This is a genomic window from Actinosynnema sp. NPDC049800, from assembly GCF_040656635.1.
GTDB lineage: Bacteria > Actinomycetota > Actinomycetes > Mycobacteriales > Pseudonocardiaceae > Actinosynnema.
Genome location: NZ_JBFAMT010000006.1, coordinates 14809 through 31776, shown reverse-complemented (window position 1 = coordinate 31776; position 16968 = coordinate 14809). Strand labels below are relative to the sequence as shown.

At 74.0% G+C, this 16968-nt stretch carries 13 protein-coding genes; 5 read left to right on the top strand and 8 right to left on the bottom strand.

What is annotated here, in order from left to right:
* Positions 1-19: 19 nt before the first annotated feature.
* A complete protein-coding gene (locus tag AB0I91_RS10215; RefSeq protein WP_499636393.1) occupies positions 20-1189 on the bottom strand; it encodes a cytochrome P450 in 1170 nt (389 codons plus the stop codon).
* A 62-nt stretch (positions 1190-1251) separates the two neighbouring features.
* On the opposite strand from AB0I91_RS10215, the gene AB0I91_RS10210 reads away from it, so the two are divergent.
* The 3 genes from AB0I91_RS10210 to AB0I91_RS10200 all read left to right on the top strand — a co-directional run bounded on the left by AB0I91_RS10210 (position 1252) and on the right by AB0I91_RS10200 (position 5407).
* Positions 1252-2547: a CoA transferase gene (locus tag AB0I91_RS10210; RefSeq protein WP_499615331.1), complete on the top strand. Its 1296-nt coding sequence runs from the start codon at positions 1252-1254 to the stop codon at positions 2545-2547.
* A 15-nt stretch (positions 2548-2562) separates the two neighbouring features.
* Positions 2563-3606 (top strand): hypothetical protein, encoded by a 1044-nt coding sequence (locus AB0I91_RS10205; RefSeq protein ID WP_499636391.1) that lies wholly within the window; start codon positions 2563-2565, stop codon positions 3604-3606.
* 181 nt (positions 3607-3787) lie between these two features.
* Complete coding sequence (locus AB0I91_RS10200; protein ID WP_499636389.1) at positions 3788-5407, top strand: protein kinase domain-containing protein; 1620 nt, start codon at positions 3788-3790, stop codon at positions 5405-5407.
* A gap of 28 nt (positions 5408-5435) precedes the next feature.
* Here AB0I91_RS10200 and AB0I91_RS10195 read toward each other — a convergent pair whose 3' ends face one another.
* Positions 5436-6377, bottom strand: a complete 942-nt coding sequence (locus AB0I91_RS10195; protein ID WP_498773110.1) for a GNAT family N-acetyltransferase — start codon at positions 6375-6377, stop codon at positions 5436-5438.
* 67 nt (positions 6378-6444) lie between these two features.
* Between AB0I91_RS10195 and AB0I91_RS10190 the strand changes: the two genes are divergently transcribed.
* A complete protein-coding gene (locus AB0I91_RS10190; RefSeq protein WP_499636387.1) occupies positions 6445-8643 on the top strand; it encodes a M20/M25/M40 family metallo-hydrolase in 2199 nt (732 codons plus the stop codon).
* Positions 8644-8650: 7 nt separating this feature from the next.
* Here AB0I91_RS10190 and AB0I91_RS10185 read toward each other — a convergent pair whose 3' ends face one another.
* The 3 genes from AB0I91_RS10185 to AB0I91_RS10175 form a co-directional block, all read right to left on the bottom strand.
* Positions 8651-10039: a nitrilase-related carbon-nitrogen hydrolase gene (locus tag AB0I91_RS10185; protein WP_499636385.1), complete on the bottom strand. Its 1389-nt coding sequence runs from the start codon at positions 10037-10039 to the stop codon at positions 8651-8653.
* A complete protein-coding gene (locus AB0I91_RS10180; RefSeq protein WP_499636384.1) occupies positions 10023-10598 on the bottom strand; it encodes a TetR/AcrR family transcriptional regulator in 576 nt (191 codons plus the stop codon). Before AB0I91_RS10180 ends, AB0I91_RS10185 begins: the two co-directional genes overlap by 17 nt.
* An 81-nt stretch (positions 10599-10679) precedes the next feature.
* Positions 10680-12002: a right-handed parallel beta-helix repeat-containing protein gene (locus AB0I91_RS10175; RefSeq protein ID WP_499615315.1), complete on the bottom strand. Its 1323-nt coding sequence runs from the start codon at positions 12000-12002 to the stop codon at positions 10680-10682.
* Between the two features lie 64 nt (positions 12003-12066).
* On the opposite strand from AB0I91_RS10175, the gene AB0I91_RS10170 reads away from it, so the two are divergent.
* On the top strand, positions 12067-13209 hold the full coding sequence (locus AB0I91_RS10170; RefSeq protein WP_498773122.1) for a Dyp-type peroxidase: 1143 nt from the start codon (positions 12067-12069) through the stop codon (positions 13207-13209).
* 3 nt (positions 13210-13212) lie between these two features.
* Here the strand turns inward: AB0I91_RS10170 and AB0I91_RS10165 are convergent, their stop codons facing one another.
* Genes AB0I91_RS10165 through AB0I91_RS10155 form a run of 3 tightly spaced genes read right to left on the bottom strand, consistent with a single transcriptional unit; the run spans position 13213 to position 16953 of the window.
* Positions 13213-13776: a dihydrofolate reductase family protein gene (locus tag AB0I91_RS10165; protein ID WP_499615314.1), complete on the bottom strand. Its 564-nt coding sequence runs from the start codon at positions 13774-13776 to the stop codon at positions 13213-13215.
* A 7-nt stretch (positions 13777-13783) separates the two neighbouring features.
* Positions 13784-15013 carry a D-mannonate dehydratase ManD gene (manD, locus tag AB0I91_RS10160; protein WP_498773126.1) on the bottom strand — a complete coding sequence of 410 codons (1230 nt, stop codon included), beginning with the start codon at positions 15011-15013 and terminating at the stop codon, positions 13784-13786.
* The gene (locus AB0I91_RS10155) at positions 15010-16953 is read right to left on the bottom strand and encodes a glycoside hydrolase 5 family protein (protein WP_499636383.1); all 1944 of its coding nucleotides are present in this window, start codon (positions 16951-16953) and stop codon (positions 15010-15012) included. Before AB0I91_RS10155 ends, manD begins: the two co-directional genes overlap by 4 nt.
* Positions 16954-16968 lie beyond the last annotated feature (15 nt).

Below are 16968 nucleotides of genomic sequence, written 5' to 3'. Positions count from 1 at the left end.
GCATCCTCACCGGCGTGCGCTACCAGGTGACCGGCAGGGAGCGGAGGCCGTAGATCGGGGCGTCGAACTTGAACTCGACCTCCTCGAACGGCACGGCCAGGCGCAGGTCGGGTAGCTCCGTCACCAAGGCCCGCAGCGCGACCCGCATCTCCAAGCGCGCCAACAGCTGCCCGACGCACTGGTGCACCCCGCTGCCGAACGCGAGGTGCGCCCGCGCGTCCCGGCGCAGGTCGAGGCGGTCCGGGTCGGGGAACGCGGCCGGGTCGCGGTTCGCGGCGAACAGGGACGCGATCACGCCCTCGCCGGCCGCGAGCACCGTGCCACCGACGGCCGCCTCACCCGCGACCGCCCGCACCACCCCGTGGTGCACGGGGCTCAAGAAGCGCAGCAGCTCCTCCACCGCGTTGTCGACCAGGTCGGGCGACGCGACCAGCGCCTCCCACCACGCCCGCTCCCGTTGCAGCGCCAGCACGGACAGCGCGATCGAGTTCGCGGTCGTCTCGTGCCCGCCGACGAGCAGCAGCACGGTCATCCCGACCGCCTCCTCGTCGGTCAGCCCCGGCTCCCGCACCAACCGGCTGACCAGGTCGTCCCGCGGCGCGAGCCGGCGCGCCCGGACCAGGTCGGCCAGGTACCCGTGCAGCTCGTCCAACGCCTCCCGCACCCGTGCCGCCGACAACGACCGGTCCAGGTGGGCCCGGCTCCGGGTGGAGAAGAACTCCTGGTCCGCCACCGGCACGCCGAGCAGCAGGCAGATCACGTCCGACGGCACGGGCAGCGCGAACGCCGTCACCAGGTCGGCGGGCCGCGGCCCCGAGCGCAACGCGGCCAACCGTTCCCGCGTGATCCGCTCCACGTCGGCACGCAGGGCCGCCATCCGCCGCACGGTGAACTCGCCCGTCACCAGCCGGCGGTACCGCGTGTGCTCGGGCGGATCGGTGACCAGGAAGCTCCCCGGCGCGGCCTTGCGGTCCACCACCGGCCGCAGCTGCGGAAAGCCCGGCGTGCTCGGGTCCGACGAGAACCGGCCGTGATCGCGCAGCACCGCCCGCACGTCGTCGTACCGCGTCACGAGGTGCGCCTGCTGGCCGTGCCGCAACGACACCGGGCACACCGGCGACTCCACCCGCAACGCCGCGAACTCCGCCGGCGGATCGAACCCGGGACGACGCACGATCGGGTAGTCCATGGTGATCGACCTTATAGCCGCCACCAACCTCCCACAGGCGCGAGAAGAAGCAGACTGCACCCGTGGACCCGGTGACAGCGCAAGCCTGGGCGGCCCTCGGCGGCCGACCCGACCTGACCGTCGACTACACCCCGGCGGGCGACGTGCTCGCCGCCCGACTGCCCGTCCGGGACCTGGCACGGGCCACCGTCGGCGTGTGCGCCCTCGCCGCGGCCGAGCTGAAAGCCGCGCGCGACCGCACCCCGACCCCGCCGGTCACGGTGCGCGAAGCCGCCGTAGCCACCGCCTTCACCAGCGAACGCCACCTCCTCGTCGACGGCCGCCCCGGCGCCGCGTTCGCGCCGCTGTCCGGGTTCTGGCGCACCGCCGACGGCTGGGTCCGCACCCACGCCAACTACCCCCACCACCGCGAACGCCTGCTCGACGCCCTCGGCGTCACCGACGACCGCGCCGCGCTGGCCCGCGAACTGGCCACCCGCCGGGCCCTGGACGTCCAGGAAACCGTCTACGCCGCGGGCGGCCTGGCCGTCGCGGTCGCCACCGAACCCGACCCGACCCGCCGTCCCCTGGTCGAAACCCGTCCCACCGACGCCGCGAAACGCGTCCTCCCACCGGCCTCCCGCCCCGCCGAAGGCGTCCGCGTCCTCGACCTCACCAGGGTCATCGCCGGCCCGGTCGCCACCCGCACCCTCGCGTTCCTCGGCGCGGACGTCCTCCGCGTCGACCCGCCCCACCTGCCGGAGGACCCCGACGCCCACGCGGACACCGGCACGGGCAAGCGCTCCACCCTCCTCGACCTCGCCGACCGGCACGACCGGCGCACGTTCGACGACCTCCTCGACCACGCCGACGTCGTGGTCACCGGCTACCGGCCGGGCGCGCTCGACCGCCACGGCGTGAGCCCGGAGGCGCTGCGAGCGAAACGCCCCGACCTGGTCGTCGCCCAGCTGACGGCCTGGGGCGACACCGGCGCCCTGGCCGGCCGGCGCGGGTTCGACAGCCTGGTCCAGGCCGCCACCGGCATCGCCGCCGCCGAGAGCACCGACGGCGTCCCCGGCGTGCTGCCCGCCCAAGCCCTCGACCACGGCACCGGCTACCTGCTCGCCGCCGCCGTCCTCCGCGCCCTCGCCGAACCCCACGGCCGGCACGTCAGCCTGTCGCTCGCCGGCACCGCGTCCTGGCTCCTGCACGACATCGAGCCCTCGCCCGTCCACGGCGACTACGACCCCGACCCCTGGCTGGTCGAGACCCCGTCGCCCTACGGCGTCCTCCGCCACGCCCGCCCGCCGCTCACCGATCATGGGAAGTGGGACCATCCGCCAACCCTCTGGGGCACCGACGAACCCCGTTGGCGGTGAAAGGGGCGAGACGTCATGGCTAGACCTCCGGCGCCGGTCTTGGACTGGGCGTTCGCGCGGAAGTGGCGGCACCCGGCGTCCTTCCGGGTCGGTCGGGTGGCGCCGGCGGTGACGACGTGGCTGATCGCGCTGGTGATCGCGCTGATCGCGGACGGTTCCGAAGCCGACAACCCCGTCCCGCGCAGCGTGCGCTACCTGGTCGTGCTGGCCACCCCGATCGTGCTCATCGCGCGGCCGAGGCTGGGCTGTGCGGTGGCGATCGCCTCGGCGGTCCTGCTGGGCGTGGCCGGCGAACCGCCGTGGGTCGTCGTCCCGTTCGCGATCAACGGCGCGTACTGCGCGTACTCCCTGGCCCGGTTCCTGGTCGGCCCGAGGCGGCAACGGCGGGCGTTCGCCGGACTCGCCGCACCCGTCACGGTCGACCTGCCGCAGGACGACCCGGTCACGCGGCGGCCTGCGGGGCTGCGGAAGCTGCTGATCGGCGTGATGGTGGTGACGTGCGTGGCGCTCGCGGTGTGGGCGTGGCGCGGCGATCACCCCACCTTGTGGCTGGTGGTGGGCGTGATCGCGTTCATCGCCGCCGTCCAGGCCGCACGCCTGACCGCCGCCCGGCTCGCCCCGCGTCGGCTCCTGTCCCGCCCCGCACCGGGCGCGCAGGTGCTGGTCCGGTTCGAGCCGGGACCGCGGACGACCCTGTTCACCGCCGACAAGCACCGCCGGGAGGTCGCCTGGCTGGTGTTCGACCGCGTCGTGCACCGGTCCGCGGACGCGGAAGCGCCTGACGTCCTCGCGGCCCACGCCGCCATCGCGGTCGCGGAGGACGAGGGCCGGCCGCCGGACGACCTGTTCCCGGCCACCGTCGTCGGTGACTTCCGCGCGGGCGGGTACGTCGCGGTCGTCACCGATCACGCCGTGCTGCTGCCCGACGGCCCGGTGCACGCGCTGTTCGACGACGATCCCGTCGAGGTGCCGCCCGGACTGGTCGACGGTCGGCTGTGGTCGGGGCTGGAGCGCCCCACCTCGCCGAACCGGAGCACACGCCAGTCCACAAAGGACTGACACGTGCGGTGGGCGCCCGCCACCGGCGGTTCGGTGGCGCTCGGCTCACCTGCGTGGCGGACCCGCGTGGTGAAGGGACAAACGACCACTGGAAGTGTTACGACTGAAACGGACGTTCGAGGGGTCACCCGATCGGGTACCCCCGTCGCCGGACGTGCGCGCGACGTTGGGAGCACGGGTGGTGGACCGCACTATCGCAGGCCGGTATCGGCTGACCGAGCGGATCGGCACGGGTGGGATGGGGGTGGTGTGGCGGGCCGAGGACCAGCGGCTGCGCCGCATCGTCGCGGTCAAGGAACTGCTGTCCCGCACCGGGTTCGACCAGGAGTCGATCGACCGCGCGATCCGGGAGGGGCGCATCGCGGCCCGCCTGTCGCACCCCAACGTGATCGCGCTGTACGACGTCGTCGAGTACGACGGCCACCCGTGGCTGATCATGGAGTACCTGCCGTCGCGCAGCCTGGCCACCGTGATGACCGAACGCGGCACCCTGCCCCCCGACGAGGTGGCCCGGCTCGGCGTGCAGCTGGCGGACGGGCTGGCCGCCGCGCACAAGGCGGGCGTCACGCACCGGGACGTGAAGCCGGGCAACGTGCTGGTCACCGAGTTCGGCACGGTCAAGGTCACCGACTTCGGCACCTCGCGCGCGACGGACGAGGCGACCGTCACCGCGTCCGGGATGCTCGTCGGCACGCCCGCCTACCTGGCGCCGGAGGTGGCGCGCGGCGGGAAGGGCGAGTTCCCGGCGGACGTGTTCGCGCTCGGCGCGACGCTCTACGCGGCGCTGGAGGGCACGCCGCCGTTCGGCGTGGACGGCAACACCATCGCGCTGCTGCACCGGGTCGCCGACGGCCGCTTCCCGCCGCCGCGCAACGCAGGCCCGCTGGCTCCGGTGCTGATGCGCCTGCTCGACACGAACCCGGAGACCCGGCCGAGCATGGCCGAGGCGGCGGACATGCTGCGGGACGTGCGGTTCGACGGCACGTCACCGCCACCGTCCCCGACGCCGACCGCGATCCTGGCCTCGCCCCTCGAACCGATCGCCACCCCCGAACCGGCACCGGCCGAACCCACGCCCGAGCCGATCCGCCCCGCTCCGGCCAACGCGGCTCCGGCCAACCCCGCTCCGGCCAACCCCACCCCTCCGCAGCCGACCCCGTCCCAACCCACCCCTTCGCAACCGACCCCGCCTCAGCCGCTGCCGGCGGTCCCGCCGTCGAACGAGGAGAAGCGAGGCGACCGCAAGGCGCTGGTCGCGCTAGCCGTCGTGGCCCTGATCGCCATCGCCCTCGTGGCGTGGCTGGTCAACCGGGGTGACGGCGGCTCACCGTCGGCCGGATCGGGCGCCACCAGCGAGACCACCACCGCCCAGCCGACGTCCGACGCGCCCGCCGGGACCCAGCCCGCCCAGACCACCGAGGACGAGCAGCCGGCCACGACCACCACCACCGCGGCGCCGGAGCCGACGACCCCGAGCACGTCCCAGCCGCCCGCCGACATCGGCCCGGACCAGGCGCTGAGCGACTACTACGGCCTGCTGCCGAACAACCTGGAAGTCGCGTACGCCCGCCTCACCGACGGCTTCAAGGCCGAGAAGACGCCGACGTTCGCCGACTACCAGGGCTGGTGGGGCGGGATCAGCGCGGTGACCGTGAGCAACGTGCAGGCGGTCGGGCCGCAGCAGGTCACGGCCACCGTGTCGTACACGTTCAAGTCCGGCGGGACCCAGACCGAGCGGCACCTCTACACGCTGGTCAAGGTCGACGGGCAGTGGGCGATCGACGGGCAGCAGAACGCCTAGCGGCCGTCCGCCGGACCGAGGGCGCGGCTCACCCGAACCGGCCGCGCCACACGTCGATCACCAGCACCGGCCGCATGCCCACCGACTCGTAGAGGCCGAGCGCGGGCGTCGGGTTGTTCGAGTCGACGTGCAGGATCGTGCCCGCGCGCCCGGTGGACGCGTCCAGGTGGAACGCGTGCCCCAGCAGGTGCTTCGCCACCCCGCGCCCGCGCGCCTCGGCGAGGACGCCCAGGAAGCCGACGTAACCGCAGTCCTCGTCGGCGAACTGGTCGGTGCGCTCCAGGAACCCGGCCGGCCGCCCGTCCAGCTCCGCCAGCCACAGCCCCGACCAGTCGAAGGTCGACTTGCGCTCCTGCCGCTCGTGCCACTCCTCGTAGGTCTTCGGCACGAACCCGAACTGACCGGCGAACGACGCGTTCCACACCTCGTGCGCGACCCGCCGCACGTCCTCGTCCACGGCCTGCCGCAGCACCAGCCCCGGCACGGGCGCGGGCGGCGGCACGTCGCCGACGTGGTCGACCCGCATCCGGTGGAACGTGGTGGCGACCTCCAACCCCAGCGCGGCCACCCGGGCGCGCAACGCCACGTCGTCCCGGTAGACGCCGTGGTCGACGGTCACCGCGTCGTGCCCGCCGGCGCGCCCGATCTCCCGCGCGCGCTCCAGCACCCTGGTGAACAGCCAGTCCACCAGCACCGGGTCCTGCGACACCACGTCGACGTCGACCTCGTCGCTGCCGCTCTTGCCGTTCGCGGTCGCGTAGCCGACGGGCGCGCCCGCCGCGTCGAGCACCAGCCACGCGTCGCGCTCCAGGTCGAAGCCCGGCCGGGTCAGCTCGTCGCGCATGTCCTCGAGCGTGTAGTCGGCGAACCCGATGACCGCCGTGGTGCAGGCGTGCACCAGGCCGAGGACCAGCTCGGCGTCGTCGGTGCGGGGCGGCCGGACGGTGTGACCGGCGGGAAGGGCGTCCATGGCGGGAGATGGTGCGCCGCGCGTCCGGCCCCTGTCGACCGGGTTTCGGGCGGGTTAGGGTCTCCGGATGGTCGAGGGCGTCCGTCGGGTGTCGGTCCTGCTCGCGGTGATCGCGGTGGTGGGTGTGGCGGCCGTGCTGGCGTTCCGGCCGCCGGCGCCCGTGGCGGACGCGCCGCCGTCCGAGTTCGCCGCCGGACGCGCCGAGCGGCACCTGGCGGCCATCGCCCGACGACCGCACCCGATCGGGTCGGCGGACAACGAGCGCGTCCGCGAGTACCTCGTCGACACCGCCCGCGGCCTCGGCGCGGACGTGGTGGTGGAGTCCGACGAGGTCGTCCGGCCGTGGCGGGGCGTCCGGGTGGCCACCACGCACAACGTCGTCGCACGCGTGCGCGGCACGGAACCGTCGGTCAGCGGCGGCAAGGCGTTGCTGCTGGTCGCGCACTACGACTCGGTGCCGACCGGTCCCGGCGCGGCCGACGACGGCGCGGCGGTCGCGGCGATGCTGGAGGCGTTGCGCGCGCTGAGGACCGGCGGTGTGCGCAACGACGTGGTGTTCCTGTTCACCGACGGCGAGGAGGCCGGGGCGCTCGGCGCGGCGGCGTACGTGGAACGCCACGGGGTCGACGGCGTCGGCGCGGTGCTGAACTGGGAGGCGCGGGGCAGCGGCGGGCCCGTGTGGATGTTCCAGACGGGTGCCGACAACGCGCCGCTCGTGTCGGCGTTCGGCGAGGCGAGCAGCAGGCCCATCGCGAACTCGTTCGCCTACGAGGTCTACCGGCGGATGCCGAACTACAGCGACTTCACCCTGTTCGCGGAGGCGGGCGCACGGGGGTTGAACAGCGCGTTCATCGAGCACGTCGGCGACTACCACTCGCCGTACGACGACCTGGAGCGGCTGGACCGGGGCAGCCTGCAGCACCACGGCGAGACGATGGTGGGACTGATGCGGGCGTTGGGCGACCGAGACCTGCGGGCCGGCGCCGGTGACGCGGTGTACTTCGACCTGTTCTCCCGGGTGCTGGTGCGCTACCCGACGTGGCTCGCGGTGGCGCTGGCCGCGGTGACGGTCCTCGCGCTGGCGTCGCTGCTGGTCCTGGGTGTCCGAAGTGGACGATTGCGGTGGCGGGCGGTGGCCGCCGTGGCCGGGGTCGCGGTCGGCGCGGTGGTCGTGGCGGGCGCGTCGGTGTTCGGGGTGTGGGCACTCGTGGCGGCCGTCCGGCCGGGGTTGGGGTTCCTGGCGTTGTCGGAGCCGCCCGAGCGGGGCTGGTTCGTCGCCGGGTTCTGCCTGCTCGGGGCGGCGGTGCTGCTGGCGGCGGCACGGGTGGTGCGGCGGTGGTCGCCGGCCGAGGTCGTCGCCGGAGTTCTGGTGGTGACGGGCGTGCTGCTGGCGGCCACCACGGTGGCCGTGCCGGGTGCCGGGTTCCTGTTCCAGTGGACCCTGCTGGCCGGCCTGCCCGCGTTGCGGACGACCCGGGCGGCCTTCCTCCCGCCGCTGGTCGCGGCGGCGATCTTCCCGCCGTTGGTCGGCACGATGATGGTGGCGCTGGGCATGCCGCTGAGCGCCGTGGCGGTGGTGTTCGCGGTCCTGGCCGGTGTGCTGCTGCTGCCGTTGCTGACGGGGTGGCGCTCGTGGCGGCCGGCGCTCGGCGCGGCGGCGGTCGCGGTGGCGCTGATCGCGGTGGGGACGGTGCGGTTCGGCTTCGCACCGGACGAGCCGCGGCCCGACTCGCTGATCTACCTGCAGGACACGGGCGGCGCGAGCTGGCTGTCCGCCGATCCCGCGCCCGACGAGTGGACCTCGCGGGTGCTGGGGGAGGACCCGGAACGGGTGACGTTGCCGTACCCGGCGCTGGACCGGCCGATGATGCGCGCCGCCGCGCCCGACCTGGGCCTGCCCGCGCCCACCGTCGTCCCGGTGGCCACCGCCGAGGCCGCGGTGCGGACGGTGACGTTCCGCGTCACGCCGAACGCGCGCGCGTGGCGGACGCACGTGACGCTGTCCGGCCCCGGTCGGCCGGCGTGCCGCCTCGGCGCCACGCCCCTCCCCGGCGCCACCCTGGACCTGTACGGCCCGTCCGCTCGCGAGATCACCTGCGACCTGGACCTCGGCGCGCCGCTGGAGGTGGCCGTGGCCGACCAGTGGGCCGGGCTGCCCGCCGAGGCGTCCTCCCTGGTCGGCCCCCGCCCACCCGACGCCATGCCGGTGCAGTCCGGCAGCCGCGCGTTCGACGCCGCCGTGGTCCGCGCCGAGTTCCGCCTCTGACCGCTCGTCACCCGGCCCTGACGCGGGCGCCGACCAGACCGGCCACCGCGAGTCCCGCGCACAGCCACGCGAACCAGTCGCCCAACCGCGCGTACGGCGTCGGCCCCTCACCCGTCGGCACGTCGGCGACCACCACGGTGAACGGGCCCCCGCCGCCGGTGGCCGCCTCGCCGACCACCCGACCTCGGGCGTCGGACGCCATCAACCGCGTCTTGCGCCCGCCCCACGCCACCGCGACCCCGTTCTCGGCACCGCGCAGCAACGCCGTGCGGCTGTGCTGCCACCCGTTGTCGTCCTCGTCGGACGCCGGGATCGCCAGCAGCCGCGCGCCGGCCGTCGCGTAGTCCGAGCTCGGGTCGGGGTGGTTGACGTCGGCGCAGATCGCGACACCGGTCGAGCCGAGGAGCGCGAGGTCGCGCCCGGCCGGGCTGACCAGGTCGTGGTGCTTGAGGTACTTCACGGGCTCGCCGCCGGACGCGGGGAACGTCACCGCGTAGTTGTACTTCTTCCCGTCGGTCCACTGGGCGAAGCCGACCACGATGTCGATGCCCTCCGCGCGGGCGAGCGCGGTCATGGTGTCCACCAGCACCGCGGGGCGGGCCTCGCGCGCGCCGAACGCGGCCTCGGGCAGCACCGCGACCCGCACCCCGTCCGGCAGCGCCTCGACCTGCCGCGCGTACGCGGCGACCAACTCGGGTCCGGCCGGCGTGCCCAGGTCGGTGGCCCAGCCGTGGTTGTTGCTCGCCACCAGCGCGACGCGCTGCACCGGCCCGTCGTCCTGGGCCAGCCGCACCGCACCGCCGATCGACACCGCCGCGAGCACGAAACCGGCGAACGCGGCGACCCGCACGTCACGCCTGGTCACCACGGCGGCGACGGCGGCCGGCGCGAAGAGGACGAGGTACTCGACGCCCCACGCGCCGGTGATCGCGGTGGTCTGCAGGACCAGCGGCACGTCGGCCTGCGTCGTCGCGAGCGTGCCCATGATCCCGACGGGGTTGGTCGACGCCGCCACGTACAGCACCGCGACCCAGGCGGCGGGCGCCGTGGTCACCGCGAGCAGCGCGCGTCCGCGGTTCAGCAGTGCCCGGAACAGGGTCACCACCAGGGCGAAGGTCGCCGCCATCCCGATCCCGATGGCGACGCCCCACGGTAACAGCGGCAGGTCGTGCGAGTGGGCCAGGAACGGCCAGGTGTTGGTCAGCCCCAACAGGCACGCCCCGAACGCCAGGGCCGCGGCGACGCGCCCGGACGTGCGTGGCGCGACGAGGAGCACGGGCAGCGGGGCGAGCCAGGCCAGCGCGGCTATCGGCGCCAGTCCCGTGCCGAAGTAGAACAGGGCGGCCGAGCCCAACCCGGCCAGGACCACCAGCGGAAGCTCACGTTCGGAGTCCATTGAGGACCCTTCTGGTCGTGCGCTTGCACAGCGCGCGGAAGTCGTTCTCGGACAGGGTCATCCGGCCGCCCAGGTACAGCTGGACCAGGCCCATGACCGGTGTGGTGACGGCCAACGCGACCTCCAGGGGGTCGTCGTCGCGCAGCACGCCGTCCGCCAAGGCCTGCTCGACGGTCGCGAACACCGGCGCGAACGCGGGCGAGCCGCCGGTGTGGAAGTCGTCCGGGAACCGCAGCGCGTCGGTCCGGTGCTCGGTGACCAGGTAGCGGTAGAGGTTCGGCCGGCCGAGCGCGAAGTCCAGGAACGCGTCGGCCAGCGCGTCGAGCCGCTGGGCCAGGCCCAGTCCGCGGCCGCGTCCGGCCCAGTCGGCGGTCAGCTCTGCCACCGCCGCGTCCGCCACCGAGCGCAGCAGCGCTTCACGGTTGGGGAAGTGGCGGTAGGTGGCCATGGCGGTCACCCCGGCATCCGCCGCCACCCGCCGCATGCTCACCGCCGGCGCGCCTTCCGCCAGCAGGATCGCCAACGCCGCCGCCGAGATCCGGTCGGCCGTCTCCGTCATGTCTACACCGTACACAGCGTGGGTCTACGCCGTAGACGTTCCGGTGCGGCGAGGAAGGCGGTGGCGCGGCGCCCGGGCCGCTCAGGGCAGCCGCACCAGCGCGAGGTCGGCGAGCAGGGACGCGGACGGCAGCGCGATCGTCGCGATGTCCGGCAGCACCGGAACGGCCGGCACGGCGGTGGCGCCGGCGGTGGTGGCGTTCGGGAACTGCGGTTGCGGGGCGGGTGCGGCCACGTCGGTGAACGGGATGCCGCGAGGAGGCCTCGGGTTCGCCCACGTGCCGGACGGCGACTGGTCGGCGGCCGGGCAGGCCGCGGTCGTCGCGAGCCCGTCGGGCGCCGTCGTCACGAGGTCGTTGCCGCGCAGGCAGTTGCCCCGGCCCCGGGTGGCGGTGGGGAACGTCCAGCCGACGTCGACGCCGTTGGCCGCGAACGCGTTGTCCAGGACCTGGTTGCCGTTCGGCGGGATGTCGGCGGTCGCGGTGATCACCAGCCCGGCGGTGGCGTTGCCGGCGATCCGGTTGCGGACGACCTGGTTGTCGCTGCCGCCGTCGATGCCGACGCCGATGCCCCACCCGCCGTCGGCCTGCTCGGGGGTCGGGTCCTGCTGGTTGGCCGCGATCAGGTTGCCGGCGACGACGGCGTCCTGCTGGGGGAGCAGCTTCTCCTGGTGGTCGGAGCCGCTGGTGAGCCCGACCCGGTTGCCGACGAGGCGGTTGCCGACCACGTACAGCTCGCCGCCCGCGTTGGTGCCCTCGTAGCCGACCGCGTTGAGCTCGGCGATGTTGTCCCGCACGACGATGCGGCACGGCTTGCACTGCCCGACGTAGATCCCGGAGTCGGCCGAGCCGGAGGTGTAGGAGTGCTCGATGACGCCGTCCTGGGCGGAGAACGCATAGATGCCGTAGAGCCCGTTGCGGGTGGCGGTCACGTGGGAGACCAGGAACGACTTCAGGAACGTGACGGGCTCGTCGCCGGTGTCGTAGCCGCCGTCGCCCGGGGTGCCGCCGGCCGCCGCCGCCGAACCGGTGACCAGGACCCCGTTGTGCGTGTTGTTCTTGACGGTCAGGTTCTCCACGGCCACACCGGGCGCGGTGACGACGATGCCGTTCGGCTGCCGCAGCTGCCCGTCGATCACGACCCCGTCCCGGGACTCGCCGCGCAGGGTGATCCGGTCCGTGCCGACCTCGACCGACTCGTGGTAGACGCCGGGCGCGACCAGGACCAGGTCACCGGGCTGGGCGAGGGCCACCGCGGCGGAGATCGTCGGCGCGTCGACCGGCACCCGGATCGTCACGTGCGTGCCGGCGGGCCGCCTGCCCTCGGCGGCGCCGCCCTCGCCTGATCCGCCGCAGCCGGCCAGGACGAGCGCCGCGGTGATCACGACGAGGCCGAAACGAAGCATGGCCCCAGTCTGGCACGACCGGCGGATTCGCCTGCGGTAGGGCGAATCTGGCACTCTCGCCACCGTGCGCCGAGCCGAAGACCACCCGTCACGCCGCACGTTCCTCGGCGCCGGGGCCACCGCGCTGGCCGCCGGTCTCGCCGCCGGGTGTGAACCGCGCGCCGCCGCCCCGCCCGAGCGGCACGACGTCCCGGCGGTGTCGCCGACAGGTCCTCATCAGGCCGGCATCACGCTCCCCGCGCAGGCCCAGCCCAACCTGCTGGTCGTGGTGGCCGACGTCGTCGACGACGTGGCGGTCGGCCCGCTGCTGGCCGAGCTGGGCGAAGCGGTGCGCACGCTCGCCGAGGGGACCGACGCGCGACTGCTCGGCCTGCCGCCGGGCGATCTCACCGTGACGATCGGGATCGGCCCCCGGCTGGTGCGCCTCGCCGACCCCGCCCTGCCCGGCGGCGCGGACCTCCCGCAGTTCTCCCGCGAGCGGATCGCCGAGCGGGAACGGGGCGGCGACCTGCTGGTGCAGGTCTGCGCCGGCGACCCGGTCGTCCTGTCGGTCGTCGCCGCGGCCCTGCTGGGCCAGGCCGGTGACCGGGTGCGCGAACGGTGGCGGCAGTCGGGGCGCCGCGGCGCGACCGTCGCGGTGGACCAGGGCATCACCGCGCCGCGCAACGCGTTCGGGTTCATCGACGGCATCGTGGGCCCGCACACGACCGCCGAACAGCAGCGGGACCTGTGGCTGGCCGGGCCGGCCCCGGTCGCGGGCGGCACGATCGCCGTGCTCCGCCGCATGGAGCTCGACCTGCCGAAGTTCGCCGCGCTGCCCGTCCCCGACCAGGAGGCGGTCTTCGGTCGGCGTCGGGACACCGGCGCGCCCCTCTCGGGCGGCGTCATCGCCTCCGACCCGGACCTCGGCGCCAAGACGCCGGACGGGCGCTACCTGATCCCGGCGGACGCCCACGTCCGCCGGGCGCACCCCAACGCGGTCGGCGTCGGCCACATGCTGCGCCGCTCGTACACCATCGACGAACCCGCGCCGGGCCTGCTGTTCATCAGCTTCCAGAACGACCTGCGGACGTTCACCAACACCCTCACCCGGATGGACGCCGTCGACGCCCTGCTGCCGTTCACCACCGCCACCGCCGCCGCGACGTTCCTGGTCCTGCCCGGGTTCGACCGGCAACACCCACTGGGCGCCACGCTCTTCCGGTGAACGTCAGGTCCGGACGCGGTAGCGCAGCAGCACCACCCCGTTGCCGAACGCCCGGGTCTCGACCAGGTCGAGGTCCGCCTTGTCGTCCTCCGGCCCGAACATCGGCCGCCCGCGTCCCAGCAGCACGGGGTGGACGTACACCCGGTACTCGTCGACCAGGCCGAGGCGGCGGAACGAGGCGGCCAGGTCCGGGCCGCCCACCACCAGGTCGCCGCGCGCCGACGCCTTCAGCGCCCGCACCTCCTCCGCCACCACGTCGCGCACGATCGTCGCGTTCGGCCCCGCCGTCGCCAACGTCCGCGAGTACACGACCTTCGGCATGCCGCGCCAGATCCGGGCGAACTCCCGCTCGGGCGCGGAGGCGTCGGGGTCCTCGTCCGCCGTCGGCCAGTGCGCCTCCATCAGCTCGTAGGTCCGCCGACCCTCCAGGAACGCGCCCATCTCCGCGAACACGGTGTTGAAGTGCTCGTGCAGCTCTTCGTCCACGAGGTGCCAGTCGATCGACCCGTCGAGGTCCTCGAAGAAGCCGTCCACGGACACCGACAGGGAATACACGATCTTCCGCATGGGTCACTCACCAGTCGTGGAGGGTGCCGTCCGCCAGCCGGTTGACCGGCAGGTACGCGGCACGGTAGGGGAACCGGGCGGCCGCGTCCACGTCGAGCTCGACCCCCAACCCCGGCGCGTCGGACGGGTGCAGCAGGCCGTCGGCGAACGTGTAGGACGTCCGGAAGACCTCCAGCGTCCGCGCCGAGTGCCGCATGTACTCCTGGATGCCGAAGTTGTGCACGGCGAGGTCCAGGTGCAGCGCGGCGGCCATGCCGACCGGTGAGATGTCCGTCGGCCCGTGCATCCCCGACTTGACCCCGTACACGGCGGCGAAGTCGAGCACCTTCTTCAACGCGCTCACTCCGCCCGTGTGGGTGACCGCCGACCGGACGTAGTCGATCAGCCGCTCGCTCAGCAACGTCGTGTAGTCGTGGATCGAGTTGAACACCTCGCCGATCGCCAACGGCGTGGTGGTGTGCTGCCGGATCAGCCGCAACGCCGCCTGGTCCTCGCCGGGCGTCGCGTCCTCCAGCCAGAACAGGTCGTACGGCTCGAGCGCCTTCCCCAGCCGGGCCGCCTCGATCGGGGTCATCCGGTGGTGGCCGTCGTGCAGCAGCGGCAACGCCGGCCCGAACTCCGACCGCACCGCCTCGAACACCGAGGGCACGTGCCGCAGGTAGGCCCGCGTGTCCCAGCTCTCCTCCACCGGCAACGCCGTCGGCCGCGCCGGCTCGTAGTCGTACCGGTCGCCGCCGCCGGCCGCCGACGCCGCCACCCCGTACACCGTCTCCAGCCCGGGAATCCCGGTCTGCACCCGGATCGCCCGGAACCCCAGCTCCAGGTGCAGCCGGATCGAGTCGAACAGCTCCGGCAGGTCACGCCCCGACGCGTGCCCGTAGGCCAGCGCGCCCACCCGGCACGCCCCGCCGAGCAGCTGGTACAGCGGCATCCCCGCCGCACGCGCCTTGATGTCCCACAGGGCCGTGTCCACGGCGGCGATCGCGGCCATCGTCACCGGACCGCGTCGCCAGTACGCGCCCCGGTACAGGTACTGCCAGGTGTCCTCGATGGCCGAGGCGTCGCGCCCCAGCAGCAGTGGCACGACGTGCTCGCGCAGGTACGCCTCCACCGCCAGCTCACGCCCGTTCAGCGTGGCGTCGCCCAGACCGGTGATCCCGTCCTCGGTGGTGATCCGCAGCGTGACGAAGTTCCGCCCCGGACAGGTCACCACGACCTCCACCGCCGCGATCTTCACGACTCCACCTCCCGCACCTCGGCCACCACGACGCCGTACGGGTCCAACTCCACGGAGCCCAACGGCGAGCCGTCCAACGCCACCAACCGCCCGTCGAGGACCGGGTCCACCGTGACCGGTGAGGCGTGCTGGCTGACGAACCACGCGAACACCCGCCCGTCGGAGGAGTGCTCCATCAGCCCCGTCATCACCAGCGGGTCGTCCACCCGGACCGCCGGGGGCACGCCGGCGACCGCGGCCAGCGCCGCGTACAGCCGCCACGTCGGTTCCGGGTTGACCCGCGGCGTCGAAGCGGCCATGTGCTCCAACGGGTAGGTGCACAGCACCATCCACCCGTCGCCGACCCGGTGCCGCAGCAGGGCGGGCCGCCCGTGCCCGTCGACCGCGACCACCTCCGCCCCGTCCGGCACGACCGGCAGGAACGCGCGCGACTCCGCCGTGCCGCCGACCCGGAACACCAGCTCCTCACCTGCGCCGATGCCGCCGAACCCGCGCTGGAACACCATCCGCAGCGAGTCGTCCTCGATCGGGTCGACCAACCCGTACCGCAGCTGCTTCACCACGCCGAACGTCTCGTCCAGCTTCGGCCACCACGGTCCGCGCTGCGTCCGGTGCTCGCCGACGAAGTACGACGCGTACACCACCGCGCCCGCCGCGGCGCGCTCCACCAACGCCCGCCACGTCGGCGCGGTGAGCTGCTTGACCGACGGCGCCAGGTACAACGCGCAGTCGTCCGGCACGCCGTCCAGCTCGCGCGCCACGCCCACGGGCAGGTCCGCCTCCCGTGCCGCGATGTACGCCTGCCGCGAGTTGTTCGCCACGCTCGTCGCGTCCTCGGGCTGCGTGAACGGGTACCGCGCCTCCAGGAACGACGACACCAGCAGCGCGATCGAGGTGTCCGGCCGCCGCAGCCGCGCGAAGTCCGTGCGCCGCAACACCTCCGTGAACGCCCGCACCTCCCGCAGCTGCGCTTTCGGCCGTCCCGAGGAGTCCGTGAGGCCGAAGTGCATCTCGAACGGGTGGTGCCGGTAGGGCTCCTGGTCGGCCAGGTCGTCGTAGTCGGTGTTGTTCCACGGTATCCAGCCGGTCGCGCCCGCCAGCAACGTCGTGTGCAGGACCTGCCGGTAGTAGTGGGCGGCGTTCTCCTCCGACGCGTAGTCGGACGTCACGCCGAACTCCTCCAGCACCACGGGCCTGCCGCCGATGTCGAGCAGCTCGCAGACGAACGCCGCGCCGAGGTGCAGCCGCAGCTGGTCGTCCTCCATCCGGTACACGTGCGGCCCGTGGAAGTCGATCAACGGCGCCAGGTCGCGCACCCGGAAGCCGTTGTCCAGCCCCGTGACCTCCACGCCCCACGCGCCGTCGCCGACCGACACCGGCTGCGTCGCGCCCGCCGCGCGGATCTCCCCGATCAGCGCCGCCGCCCACGCGGTCACCGCGTCCGCGTCCAGCGTGCCGATGCCCCGCGACCGCCAGTCGGCGTAGATCGGGATCTCGTTGCTCAGCAGCCACCCCGCCACCGCCGGGTGGTCGTGCCACCGGCCGGTCAGCTCGCGGACGTACCAGCGCTGCCGGTCCAGGAACGACGCGTCGGCGAAGACGTCCCGGCCGTCGCGCCACGGCGGGTCCCAGTTCTGACCCGACATGTGCCCCACGACGAACGTCGGGATGGTCCGCATGCCCAGCGCGTGGTGCCGGTCGAGGAAGTCGTCGTACCTGGCGAGCAGTTCCGCGTCCAGCGCGTCCTCGGTCGGCATGAAGTCCGGCCAGTAGAAGAAGCTGCGGGTCAGGCCGATCCCGTGGTCGCGCATCACCAGCAGCTCCTCGTCCACGACCGCCGGGTCGTAGTCGCGCCACATCAACGGGCCACCGGTCCGCGACCAGTAGTTGACCCCCACCCAGGTGTCGGGGCCGGCGAGCTTGGCGGAGTTGCGCTGCATGACCACAGGTATATC